We start from the raw sequence: 12,409 nt of genomic DNA on the forward strand, positions 1-12,409 counted from the left end.
GGCACGGCGTCTCTCCTGCACGTCAGTGGTGATCCTCAGTCCTGGCGCTGCAGCCTGCCGGAGGCATAGGACTGCATCTCCTGGCCGAAGGCGGCCAGGTCGGTGGCCCACATCAGCTCGGAGTTGACCAGGCCGTACATCCGACGAGCGGCCGTGATCTCCGCGGCCGAGGCGGTGCGGGCGATCAGATCGGTGACCAGCGTGATCCGCGGGCCCTGCACGGCGCCGAGATAGACGCTGGCGTGCCCGGTCGGCTCGCTGATCAGCACCTCGAGTTCGCTGCGCGGCGGGCCCTGGCCGTCCGCCGGAGCGTTCTCCTGCGGCGGGACGCGCCAGAAGCCGGACTCGGTGGCCCAGACCTCGCCGGCCTGCATCGCGGCCACGTCGATCTCCCCCTCGAGCGAGGTGGGCGGGTTCTCCAGCAGCCAGGTGGTGGCGGAGTAGGCGAGGTAGGGGCCGCCGTCGGAGGTGAAGCTGACCTCCATCAGGATCGGGCGCTCCTCGATCCCGGGATAGGCGAGGAAGCCCGGGCCGCGCCACGTGCCCGCGAGCCAGGCGATCGGGTAGGTCTCCGGGGCCAGGCCCTCGGGGATGGCGAAACTCATGGTTGCGATGCTACCGGCGAGGCGGCCGGGTCGGTCAGGGCTCAGCCCAGCATGACCCGACCGAGCACATAGACAGGCACCCCGGCCACCGCCACCGGCAGCATCGCGGCGGCCAGCGCCGCCGTCGGGCGCCCGGAGGCCGGGAACTGACCGAAGAGCGCGTGCACGGAGGCGATGAGCACCCCGGAGGAGAGCCCGATCAGCCCGCCGGGCACGAGGCCGACGTCGGCGATGGCGGAGCCGGCGAGCAGGCCCGCGGCGGCCGAGATCAGGATCGTCACCCCGGACCCGAGCCAGCCGGGGATCGGCAGGGCGGTACAGGCCGAGCCGGCGGTGATCGTGACCGCACCGACGAGCAACAGCGCCGTGGCCACCTCCCCGGTGCCGACCGCCAGCCATCCGGCGGCGGAGGAGACCACGACGGCGCCCGTCACCACGCCCGAGACCGATTCCACCAGCCGCGGCCGGCCGTCGCGGCGGACCAGCTCGTGCACGAAGGCGGCGACCACGCCCAGCCCGGCTGCCACCGCGACGTAGAGCAGGTCGTCCCAGACCAGCAGGGCGCTGAGCGAGGCCGCCGCGGTGAGCAGCAGCACCACCGTGGCCCCGCGGGGCGCGGGCAGCCCCAGGAGCCGTGGCCAGCCGATCGAGAAGAGCGCCACCAGCCCGGCGATCGTGCCGATGAGCAGTCCGCGCTCGCCGAAGGCGGTGATGCCGATACCGGCAGCCACCGCGGCCGTGACGACCGCACGGAAGGTCCCGCTGATCATGCCTCGCTCCACCTCACGACTGTGATCGTGTCACATCATCGTGGTGGCACCGCTCGCCACCGCCGCCTGTGCCGCACCGTGGCACTCCCTGCCGCACCGGGCAGAGCCCGACCTGCAATAGAGTTGGCCCGATGATTCGGGAGGAGGACCAGTGGTCGACCTTCTTCTGCTGACCCAGGAGGCCGGTGGATCCGCACGGGTGCTGCCGGCCCTCACCCTGCTCAGCCATCGGGTGCGCGTGGTGCCCAACGAGCCCGCCGCCCTGCTCGAGGCACCCGAGTCCGAGGTGGTGCTGATCGACGCCCGCCACGACCTGGCCAGGGCGCGCGCGACCTGCCAGCTGATGCGCTCGACCGGGATGGAGGTCCCGGTGGTGCTCGTTCTCGGCGAGGGTGGGCTGTCGGTGGTCCGGCCCGACTGGGGCGCCCACGACATCGTGCTCGCCGCTGCCGGCCCGGCCGAGGTGGACGCCAGGCTGCGCCTCGTCGTCGGCCGTAGTCAGCTCGCCGCCGGGGACGACGACCCCGAGCAGATCGAGGCCGGTGACCTGACGATCGACGCCGGTGGGTACACCGCCCGGCTGCGCGGGCAGGCCCTCGACCTGACGTTCAAGGAGTTCGAGCTCCTCAAGTACCTGAGCCAGCACCCCGGCCGGGTCTTCACCCGGGCCCAGCTGCTGCAGGAGGTGTGGGGCTACGACTACTTCGGGGGTACCCGCACGGTCGACGTCCACGTGCGGCGGCTGCGGGCCAAACTCGGTCCCGAGCACGACCAGATGATCGGGACCGTGCGCAACGTGGGGTACCGCTTCGACCTGCCGCGGCACGCACCGGGGGCCGAGGTGCCCGCGCGCGACGAGGCGTGAGCGGCCCCTCTCGTTGCCACCGTGCGAGCCCCCGCAAGGCTGTGCGAGACTTGATCGTGACGCCGGGTCGCACTAGCCCCGGGCTCCAACATCAGCCGCTTCGAGCGGCCTTCGCGCCGTCAGGCGCTGGGCGGCCCGGCGTCCTCTTAGACCAGCCGCGCGGCGGGCACACCTGCGCGCCCGGTCGTTCGCTTGGATGCTCTAGCCTGAGTCGCGTTGTCCGTCCGGATCCATACGTGGTGCGACCCTGGGAGCCCTGGTGCGCTTTCGCCTGACCCCCCGCGACGACGCGTTCTTCGAGTTGCTGGCCGCCCAGGCCGCTCACCTGGTGACGGGGGCCGACCTGCTCGCCCAGCTCATCGGCGACGACGGCCCCGACCGGGAGCGCTTCGCCACACAGTTGCGTGCGGCCGAGCACGAGGCCGACGGCGCCGCCCACGAGGTGCTGCGGCGGTTGAACCAGACCTTCGTCACCCCCTTCGACCGGGACGACATCTACGGCCTCGCCTCGGCGCTGGACGACTGCATGGACGCGATGGAGGAGGCCGGCGACCTGGTCGTGCTGTACCAGCTGCGCGAGCTCCCACCGGCCGTGTCGACCCAGGTCACGGTGCTGCACCGGTCCGCAGAGCTGACGGCGGCGGTGATGCCGAGGCTGCGCACGATGGGCGAGCACGTGCGTTCGTACTGGATCGAGATCAACCGGCTGGAGAACGAGGCCGACCGCGCCTACCGTGAGCTGCTCGCGCAGCTGTTCCAGGGCTCGCGCTTCCAGGAGAGCCCGGCGGCGGTGATCGAGCTCATCAAGCTCAAGGATGTGATCGACGCCTTGGAGGAGGCTGCCGACGCCTTCGAGCGGGTGGCCAACCAGGTCGAGACCCTCTACCTGAAGGAATCCTGATCCGGTGGAGCTCGCCCTCGTCCTGCTGGTGGTCGCGATCGCGCTGGTCTTCGGCTACACGAACGGCTTCCATGACGCGGCCAACTCGATCGCCACCTCGGTCTCCACCCGGGCGCTGACACCGCACGTGGCACTGGTGCTGGCCGCCGTCATGAACTTCGTCGGAGCCCTGCTGGGCACCGGGGTGGCGGAGACGATCGGCTCGGGCATCATCGATACACCCCTGGGCACCTACGGTCTCGTGGTCGTCCTCGCCGGGCTCCTGGGCGCGATCTCGTGGAACGTGCTCACCTGGTGGCTCGGGCTGCCGACCTCCTCCTCCCACGCGCTCATCGGTGGTCTGACCGGTGCCGGTATCGCCTCGGCGGCCACCGTGCACTGGACCGTCATCTGGGAGCTGGTGGTGATTCCCATGCTCGCCTCTCCGCTGGTCGGCTTCGTGCTCGCCTTTGCGGTGATGATCGGCCTGCTGTGGGTGGTCCGCAACGCCGCACCGGGGCGCATCACCCGGCGGTTCCGGCTGCTGCAGACCGTCTCGGCGGCGGCGATGGCGCTCGGCCACGGCCTGCAGGATGCGCAGAAGACCATGGGGGTGATCGTGCTCGCGCTGGTAGCCGGTGGGCTGCAGACCGGCTTCGAGATCCCGCTGTGGGTCAAGCTGACGTCGGCACTCGCGCTCGCGCTGGGCACCTACGCGGGCGGCTGGCGGATCGTGCGCACCCTCGGCCGCCGGGTGATCGAGCTGGACCCGGCCCGCGGGTTCGTGGCCGAGTCCGTGGCGGCGGGCGTGCTGTACACCACCGCGCTGGCGTTGCAGGCCCCGATCTCGACGACGCACACCATCACCTCGGCGATCATGGGCGTGGGTGCCACGCGCCGGCTCTCGGCGGTGCGGTGGGGTGTGGCCCGGCGGATCCTGATGGCATGGGTGCTCACCATCCCCGGCGCCGCGCTGGTCGCTGCCGGTGCGTATCTGCTGCTCTCCCTGCTGACCTGAGTGGTCGCGGGAGATGGGCAGTTCGACCCACTACCGGCGACCCCGCGCACCGGCGGGTTCCTCTAGAGTTGGCGGGAGACCACCGGGGGCCACCGCACCCGATCTGTGACGACTTGGGAGAGTCCATGAACACCCGAACCCTGACCCGCTCTGCGCTTGCTCTCGTCGGAGTCGCCGGCATGACCGTCTCGATGAGCGCCTGCGGCATGCTCGGCGGCTCGGTGGCCTCGGCCGAGGTGGGCGAGTGCACCAACATCGAGGACCTGCAGAGCCAGGAGATCACCGAGATCAACACGGTGGACTGCACCGAGGAGCACGACGCGCAGTTCTTCCATAAGTTCGACATGGACGGCGACGGCGGGTTCCCCGGGGACGAGGCCATCTCGACCGCCGCCGAAGAGGGCTGCCTCGGAGAGTTCGAGTCATTCGTCGGCTCCGCCTACGAGGAGTCGACGCTCTTCGTGAACTACATCGCTCCCAGCGAGCAGAGCTGGGACGAGGCTGACGACCGCGAGATCCTCTGCGTGCTCTACCTGGACGACGGCTCCACCGCCACCGAGTCCTGGGAAGGCTCGGGGGTCTGAGCCCTCCCGCACCACGACGACGGGCCGCACGCGATCGCGTGCGGCCCGTCGTCGTTCGGTCCCCGTGGTGCCGTGTCCCCGCCCGGGGAGGGCTCAGCCGAACCGGCCGGAGATGTAGTCCTCGGTGGCCTTGACCGAGGGCGAGGAGAACATCGTGGTGGTGTCGTCCATCTCGATGAGGTGGCCGGGCTTGCCGGTGCCCTCGATGTTGAAGAAGCCGGTGCGGTCGGAGACGCGCGCCGCCTGCTGCATGTTGTGCGTCACGATGACGATCGTGTAGTCGTTCTTCAGCTCGTGGATCAGGTCCTCGATCGCGAGTGTGGAGATCGGGTCCAGCGCCGAGCATGGCTCGTCCATCAGCAGCACGTCCGGCTGCACCGCGATCGCCCGGGCGATGCACAGGCGCTGCTGCTGACCACCGGAGAGGGAGGAGCCGGGCCGGTCGAGCCGGTCCTTGACCTCCTTCCAGAGATTCGCGCTCGTCAGCGCCCGCTCGACTAGGTCAGCGGCGTCGGGCCGGGAGATCCGGCGATTGTTGAGCTTGACGCCGGCCAGCACGTTGTCCGCGATCGACATCGTCGGGAACGGGTTCGGGCGCTGGAAGACCATACCGATCTGCCGGCGCACCTCCACCGGGTCCACGTTCGGGGCGTACAGGTCCTTGCCGTCCATCACGGCCTTGCCCTGGACGTAGGCCCCGGGAATGACCTCGTGCATCCGGTTCAGCGTCCGCAGGAAGGTGGACTTGCCGCAGCCGGAGGGTCCGATCAACGCGGTGACCGAGCGGGCCTCGATCGTCATGTCGACACCCTCGACGGCGAGGAAGCTGCCGTAGTAGACGTTCAGGTCGCTGACATCGATGCGCTTAGACACGGGCAGTCCTTCCGGAGGGAGCCGCGGTGGTGGGGCGGCGGGAGTAGCAGGCAGAGGGAGCGGGGCAACCGCGGCCAGGGTCGACTGTCATCATCGTCCACCCTTGGGGGAGAAGAACTTGCTCACCAGGCGTCCGACGAGGTTGAGCGCCATGACGATCAGCAGCAGCGTGAGCGCGGCGGCCCAGGCCCGGTCGGCCGCCGGGCCGCCCTGCGCGTACTGCCGGAACACGTAGACCGGCAGGGTCTCGATCCGGCCGTCGAACGCGTCCCAGTTCATGGCCTGCGTGGTGCCGACGGTAACAAGGAGCGGGGCCGTCTCACCGATCACGCGCGCGGTGGCGATCATCACGCCGGAGGTGATGCCGGCCACGGCGGTGCGCAGCACCACCTTGACGATGGTCAGCCACTTCGGCACCCCGAGGGCGTAGGAGGCCTCGCGTAGCTCGTTCGGCACCAGCTTGAGCATCTCCTCGGCACTGCGGATCACGTACGGGGTCATCAGTACCGCCAGGGCGATGCCACCGATGAGTGCCGACTTGTAGGCCGGGCCGAAGATCACCAGGAAGAGCGTGTAGGCGAACAACCCGGCCACGATGGAGGGGATACCGGTCATCACGTCGACCAACAGCGTGATGCCGCGCTTGATCGGGCCGCTGCCGTACTCGACGAGATAGATGGCCGTGAAGATTCCCAGCGGCACCGAGATCAGGCCGGCGATCCCGGTGACGTAGATGGTGCCGACGATCGCGTGCGCGACACCGCCCTCCACCATGGAGCCGAAGATCCCGACCATGTCGGTGGTGAGGAACTCCCAGCTGAACCGCCCAGCGCCGTCACCGACGACCTTGACCAGGAGCGAGATCAGCGGGATGAGCGCGAGCAGAAAGGCAAAGGTCACCAGGGTCGTGGCGAGCCGGTCGGTCGCCCACCGGCGCCCCTCGATGACCGTCGAGACCGCGGTGATGGCGACGGCGTAGACGATCGCGCCGACGAAGAAGAGCGGCGCGATGTCCAGCGAGCCCAGGGCGAGCAGGAGCGCGGCGGTCAGGGCGACCGAGCCGGCGAGGACGACATAGGGGGCCCAGCCCGGGAGCCGCCGGTGCGTGCGGGTGGGGACGGGAGGAGCGGCGACGGACATCAGTTGGCTCCCGAGAACTCGGCGCGGCGATTGATGATCCAGCGGGCGAGCAGGTTCACCCCGAAGGTCAGTGCGAACAGGATGAGGCCGGAGGCGATCAGCGCATCGACGGCGATCCCGCTGGACTCGGGGAAATGCAGCGCGATGTTGGCCGCGATCGTGTTGTGCTGGCCTGCCTCAAGCAGGTTGAGGTTGATGGAGTACCCGGGCGAGAGGATCAGCAGGATGGCCATCGTCTCCCCCAGTGCCCGTCCCAGACCCAGCATCGAGGCGGAGATGATGCCTGAGCGCCCGAACGGCAGCACCGCCTGGCGGATCATCTCCCACCGGGTCGAGCCCAGCGCCAGGGAGGCCTCCTCGTGCAGGCGCGGCGTCTGCAGGAACACCTCGCGGATGGTGGCGGTGATGATCGGCACGATCATGATCGCCAGCACCAGCCCACCGGTGGTGATGTTGCGTGCCGGCGGGGTGTAGTCCGCGAACAGCGGGATGAAGCCGAGGGTGTTGGTCAGCCAGGTGAACACCGGGTCCAGCAGCGGCATCAGCCAGCTCGACCCCCACAGGCCGACGATCACCGAGGGGATCGCCGCGAGCAGGTCGATCATGTAGCCCAGCAGCTGGGCCAGGCGCCGGGGCGCGTAGTGGGAGATGAACAGGGCGATCCCGATGCTCAGCGGCACCGCGACCACCAGGGCGATCACCGAGGCCAGGACGGTCCCGAAGATCAGCGGGGCGACCCACTCCCACAGGTTTCCCCCGATGAAGTTGACCTCCTCGAACGCCGAGGCGTTCGCCACCAGCGCGGGCCAGGCCCGGTAGAGCAGGAAGATCGCGACGGCGGCCAGGGTCACCAGGATCATCACACCGCTGGTGGTGGAGATGCCCTTGAAGATGACGTTGCCGAGCCGCCCCGGCGCGCGCTTGTCCGCGGGCCTGGTCTGATCCTGCGGGGGCGTGGTGGTTGCCACAGTTCCTCCGTCGTCTGCGGGTGGGAGCGTGCTTCAGGCGGGTCGGCTGATGGTGGGAACCATCGCCGACCCGCCCGGAGCAGAGTACTGCTGGATCAGCCGGCGGAGATCGTCTCGAGCGCCGCCGTCACGCGCTCACGCAGGCTGTCCGAGATCGGGGCGGACCCGGCGACGTCGGGCTGGGCGGCGCGCTCCTGGCCCTCCTCGCTGGCGACGTAGTTGAGGTAGCCCTGAACGAGGGAGGCGTGCTCCTCGTTGTCGTAGCTGCCGCAGGCCAGGGAGTAGGAGATCAGCACGATCGGGTAGGCGCCCGACTCCTGCGTGTCGCGGGCCAGGTCGATCGTCAGGATCGTGTCGCTCGCGTCAGCGGCCGGCTCGGAGACGTCGACCACAGTCGCGGCGGCCTCCGGGGAGAACGGCACGAACTCCTCGCCCACGCCGACGGCCACGCTGCCCAGCTCACCCACGCGGGAGGCGTCGACGTAGCCGATGGTGCCCTCGGCACCCTCGACCACGCCGAGCACGCCGGAGGTCTGCGCACCGGACTGGGTGCCCTCGACCGGCCACAGACCGGACGGGTCGTAGGTCCAGGTGTCGGGGGCCGCAGCAGCGAGGTACTCGGTGAAGTTCTCGGTGGTGCCCGAGTCGTCCGAGCGGTTGACCGGCACGATGTCCAGGTCGGGGAGCTCGAGGTCGGGGTTGGCCTCGACGATCGCCGGGTCGTTCCAGTTGGTGATCTCACCGGCGAAGATGCCGGCGATGGTGTCCGGTCCAAGGTTGATGTTGGTGTCGTTCAGCTCGGGGATGTTGTAGATCACGGCGATCGGGCTGATGTACAGCGGCGCCTCGATCACGGTGCCCCCGCAACGCTCCTGCGCCGCAGCGAGCTCGTCGCCGTCCAGCGCGGCGTCGGAGCCGGCGAACTGCACGGTGCCGTTGATGAACTGCTCGCGGCCCGTGCCCGAACCGGTCGGGTCGTAGGTGACCGTGGCGCCCGGGTTGGCCTCCATGAAGCCGGCGAGCCAGCCCTGCACGGCGTTCTCCTGCGAGCTTGCACCCGAGCCGGCGATCGTGCCGGAGAGCTCGCTGGTGTCCTCGCCACCACCGTTGTCGGAGCCACCGGTGCTCTCGTCGGCGGAGGAGTCGCTGCCACAGGCAGCGAGCGTGAGCGCAAGAGCGCTGATCGCGGTGATGCCGGCCATACGGCGGCCAGTTGCAAGCTTCACGTTCAATCCCGTTCTGTCGATGTCTGGGGGATGCGGTCCGCGCACGGACTGGCGCAACCGGACCTGACGCTAGGGACTCAGAGTGACGGCACGTCCGGGATCGGGTGAACACCAGGTGAACGAGCGCCGACAGTGCCGTAATGCTCGCCACACCCGGGCTCCGACCGGCAGCCGCACAGTAAGCAGGGCCGTCGGAGGGCCGTCAGGAGGGTGGTCGGCAGGTCTCCACCGCGACCACCCGGGCACGCCGGTGCTCGCGTCGGGCCATGTGCACCACGAGGATCTCCCCCGTGCGCAGGTAGGGGTTCTCGCGTGGCAGGGACCTGCTCACCCGGTGCGGGCTGCGCGAGTCCACCGCCTCCAGCACGAACGGCAGCACGGGCCGGTGCGTGCAGACCGCGGTGGCCTCGCGCGGGCTGCCGAGCAGGTCATTGACCAGCGAGCGCGCGCCGGCGGGCCGGTCCCGCGCGGCCGTCTCCGTGAGCTGGGGCGCGGAGACGATCGCGGTGTCGCAGGCGTCCGAGTACGGCGTCATCGTGGCCCGGCAGCGCAACCATGGCGAGGAGATCACCTCGTGCACGCCGTAGGCGGCGAGCACCGGGACGAGCGCCTTCGCCTGCGCCTGCCCCACCGGCGTGAGCGGGCGGGTCTCCTCACCGCCCGGCCAGGCTGAGCGCTTACGGGCCCGGCCGTGGCGCACCAGCAGCAGCGTCCACGTCCGCAGCAGCCCGTCCTCCCAAAGATCGATCAGGGCACCAAGGGGTTCGACGTCCTCGGACCGGGTGAGCAGCTTCTTCGCCTTCCGTGCCTCCACCCAGCGCACCTCGTCCACCTCGTGCTTGGGCGCCGGCTTGATCGGCGGGCGGGCATTGATCGCGGCCACGTCCACGCCGTCGACGTCGGCCGGCGTCGCGGCCCAGTAGTGGCACACCTTCAGCTGCCCGCCCGCCAGGCGGTAGCGCACGGTCGGCAGCGGGGCGCCGAGCACGACCGGGACGCCGGTCTCCTCCTGCACCTCCCGCACCGCGCACATCGGCAGGGGCTCGGCCGGGGAGTCGAGCTTGCCCTTCGGCCAGGACCAGTCGTCGTAGCGGGGCCGGTGGATGAGCATCACGTCCAGACGCCGGCCCACGACGCGCCAGACCAGCGCTCCGGCGGCGTGGACCACCTGGCGGGAGGAGGCCACGGATCAGCTGTCCGCGCTGCGCCGGCGGTGGACGGACATGAGGTGCTCCTGCAGATCCATCAACGGGCGGCCGCTGCGATCGAGGTGGTGCCGGGTCCACACCGGCTCACCGTCCTCGGCCGTGCTCAGGTGCCACGACGCCGTGGTGTCGGCCACCGAGATGTCGATGAGCCCCACCAGGTCGGCCACGTGCTCGGGATCGGCCACCCGGAACAGCACCTCCACGCGTCGGTCCAGGTTGCGATGCATCAGGTCGGCGGATCCGAGGTAGACCTCCGGCTCCCCAGCGTTCGCGAAGGCATACACCCGCGAGTGCTCCAGGAACCGGCCCAGGATCGAACGGACCCGGATGTTCTCGCTCAGCCCCGGCACGCCCGCCTTGATCGCGCAGATGCCGCGCACCACCACATCCACCTGCACCCCGGCCTGAGAAGCCCGGTAGAGCGCGTCGAGGGTCTGCTCGTCGACCACGGAGTTCACCTTGAACTTCACCCAGGCGGGCTTGCCGGCCTGCGCGCTGGCGATCTCCTTCTCGATCCGCTCCACCAGACCGCGCCGGATCCCGCGCGGGGCCACCAGCAGCCGGTGGAAGCGGCTCTTCGGGGCGTAGCCGGAGAGCTGGTTGAACAGCCGGGTCAGGTCCTGGCCCACCTCGGAGTCGCAGGTCAGCACGCCGTGGTCCTCGTAGAGGCGGGCGGTCTTGGGGTGGTAGTTGCCGGTGCCGACGTGGCAGTACCGCCGCAGCCCCTCCGCCTCCTGGCGCACCACCAGCGAGAGCTTGCAGTGGGTCTTCAGGCCCACGATGCCGTAGACCACGTGCACACCCGCCTGCTCGAGCTTGCGCGCCCAGGAGATGTTCGCCTCCTCGTCGAAGCGGGCCTTGATCTCCACGATCGCGAGGACCTGCTTGCCGGCCTCGGCCGCGTCGATGAGCGAGTCCACGATCGGGGAGTCCCCGGAGGTGCGGTACAGCGTCTGCTTGATCGCCAGCACGTTCGGGTCCGCGGCCGCCTGGGCGATGAACTGCTGCACGCTGGTGGAGAAGGAGTCGTAGGGGTGGTGCAGCAGGATGTCGCGGCCGCGGATCGCCTGGAAGATGTCGGTCGGGCTGGCGCTCTCCACCTCCGCCAGACCGCGCGGGGTGATGGCCACGTGCTTGGGGTAGTGCAGCTCGGGCCGGTCGAGGTCGGCCACGAGGTTGAGCCCGGTGAGGTCCAGCGGCATCGGCAGCTCGTAGACGTCCGCCTCGGAGATGTCGAGCTCGCGGATGAGCATCTCCCGCAGCCGGGGGGTGAACCCCGTCGCCAGCTCCAGCCGGACCGGCGGTCCGAACCGGCGGCGCAGCAGTTCCTTCTCCAGCGCCTGCAGCAGGTTCTCCGCGTCGTCCTCCTCCACCTCGAGGTCCTCGTTGCGGGTCACCCGGAAGACGTGGTGCTCGACCACCTCCATCCCGGGGAAGAGGTAGTACAGGAACGAGGAGATCACGTCCTCGATCGGCACGAAGGAGCGGTAGCCGTCGTCGTCGGGGGCGTCCTCCGGGCGGTGCGGGCGGCCGCGGGCGTCCACGGCGATGAACCGCGGCAGCAGCGGGGGCACCTTGACCCGGGCGAAGTGCTCCTTGCCGGTGGTTGGGTTGCGGACCACCACGGCCAGGTTCAGGGAGAGGCCGGAGATGTAGGGGAAGGGGTGCGCGGGGTCGACCGCGAGCGGGGTCAGCACCGGGAAGATCATCTTCCGGAAGTACTTGTGCAGCCGGTCCCGCTCGCTCTCGTGCAGGTGGTCGAAGTGGACCAGGGTGATGCCCTCGGCCGCGAGCGCCGGCTGGACCTGCTCGGCGAACACGGCCGCGTGCCGGTCGGTGAGCTCGTGCGCCTTGGCCGAGATCAGGTCGAGCACCTGCCGCGGCAGCAGCCCCGAGGCCGCCTGCACCGCCATGCCGGTGGCGATCCGGCGCTTGAGGCCGGCCACCCGCACCATGAAGAACTCATCGAGGTTGGAGGCGAAGATCGCCAGGAACCGCACGCGCTCCAGCAGCGGCAGGCTGGTGTCCTCGGCCAGTTCGAGCACCCGCTCGTTGAACTGCAGCCAGCTGACCTCCCGGTCGGCGAACCGGTCGGGAGGGAGCTCGGCCGGTATCTCGCCGGCCTGGTCCGGCTCCGCGCCGTCCTGGTCGGTCCCGGCCACCAACGCCCCCGTCGTGCCCGGCCGGCCCGCTGCCATGGAGCCGTCGACGGCCCGCGCGATCACCGAGGGCGAGAGCCCCGACATCCTCGCGGTGGCCCCCGGCCGGAAGA

Annotated in this window: 12 protein-coding genes; 4 read left to right on the plus strand and 8 right to left on the minus strand. The window is 70.2% G+C overall.

Annotation, left to right across the window (positions count from 1 at the left end):
- Positions 1-35: 35 nt before the first annotated feature.
- Both LQF12_RS14030 and LQF12_RS14035 read right to left on the minus strand, forming a co-directional pair.
- Positions 36-605 (minus strand): heme-binding beta-barrel domain-containing protein, encoded by a 570-nt coding sequence (locus tag LQF12_RS14030; protein WP_231053527.1) that lies wholly within the window; start codon positions 603-605, stop codon positions 36-38.
- Positions 606-646: 41 nt separating this feature from the next.
- Positions 647-1,375, minus strand: coding sequence for a hypothetical protein (locus LQF12_RS14035; protein WP_231053528.1), 729 nt, complete (start codon positions 1,373-1,375; stop codon positions 647-649).
- Between the two features lie 151 nt (positions 1,376-1,526).
- Between LQF12_RS14035 and LQF12_RS14040 the strand changes: the two genes are divergently transcribed.
- From LQF12_RS14040 to LQF12_RS14055, 4 genes are all read left to right on the plus strand, one after another.
- Positions 1,527-2,240 (plus strand): winged helix-turn-helix transcriptional regulator, encoded by a 714-nt coding sequence (locus LQF12_RS14040; RefSeq protein WP_231053529.1) that lies wholly within the window; start codon positions 1,527-1,529, stop codon positions 2,238-2,240.
- 259 nt (positions 2,241-2,499) lie between these two features.
- The gene (locus tag LQF12_RS14045; RefSeq protein ID WP_231053530.1) at positions 2,500-3,141 is read left to right on the plus strand and encodes a DUF47 domain-containing protein; all 642 of its coding nucleotides are present in this window, start codon (positions 2,500-2,502) and stop codon (positions 3,139-3,141) included.
- A gap of 4 nt (positions 3,142-3,145) precedes the next feature.
- The gene (locus tag LQF12_RS14050) at positions 3,146-4,138 is read left to right on the plus strand and encodes an inorganic phosphate transporter (RefSeq protein WP_231053531.1); all 993 of its coding nucleotides are present in this window, start codon (positions 3,146-3,148) and stop codon (positions 4,136-4,138) included.
- A 125-nt stretch (positions 4,139-4,263) separates the two neighbouring features.
- Positions 4,264-4,722, plus strand: coding sequence for a septum formation family protein (locus LQF12_RS14055; RefSeq protein ID WP_231053532.1), 459 nt, complete (start codon positions 4,264-4,266; stop codon positions 4,720-4,722).
- Positions 4,723-4,815: 93 nt separating this feature from the next.
- On the opposite strand, the gene pstB is transcribed toward LQF12_RS14055, so the two are convergent.
- From pstB to LQF12_RS14085, 6 genes are all read right to left on the minus strand, one after another.
- Entirely contained in the window at positions 4,816-5,595 is a 780-nt protein-coding gene (gene pstB / locus LQF12_RS14060) for a phosphate ABC transporter ATP-binding protein PstB (RefSeq protein ID WP_231053533.1), read from the minus strand.
- Between the two features lie 90 nt (positions 5,596-5,685).
- Complete coding sequence (gene pstA, locus LQF12_RS14065; RefSeq protein ID WP_231053534.1) at positions 5,686-6,735, minus strand: phosphate ABC transporter permease PstA; 1,050 nt, start codon at positions 6,733-6,735, stop codon at positions 5,686-5,688.
- Complete coding sequence (gene pstC / locus LQF12_RS14070) at positions 6,735-7,703, minus strand: phosphate ABC transporter permease subunit PstC (RefSeq protein WP_231053535.1); 969 nt, start codon at positions 7,701-7,703, stop codon at positions 6,735-6,737. Before pstC ends, pstA begins: the two co-directional genes overlap by 1 nt.
- 95 nt (positions 7,704-7,798) lie before the next feature.
- Complete coding sequence (pstS, locus tag LQF12_RS14075) at positions 7,799-8,929, minus strand: phosphate ABC transporter substrate-binding protein PstS (RefSeq protein ID WP_231053536.1); 1,131 nt, start codon at positions 8,927-8,929, stop codon at positions 7,799-7,801.
- A 202-nt stretch (positions 8,930-9,131) separates the two neighbouring features.
- Complete coding sequence (locus tag LQF12_RS14080) at positions 9,132-10,115, minus strand: NUDIX hydrolase (protein WP_231053537.1); 984 nt, start codon at positions 10,113-10,115, stop codon at positions 9,132-9,134.
- 3 nt (positions 10,116-10,118) lie between these two features.
- Positions 10,119-12,383: an RNA degradosome polyphosphate kinase gene (locus LQF12_RS14085; RefSeq protein WP_435531243.1), complete on the minus strand. Its 2,265-nt coding sequence runs from the start codon at positions 12,381-12,383 to the stop codon at positions 10,119-10,121.
- Positions 12,384-12,409 lie beyond the last annotated feature (26 nt).

Origin of the sequence: Ruania suaedae, assembly GCF_021049265.1 — a bacterium.
Lineage (GTDB): Bacteria > Actinomycetota > Actinomycetes > Actinomycetales > Beutenbergiaceae > Ruania > Ruania suaedae.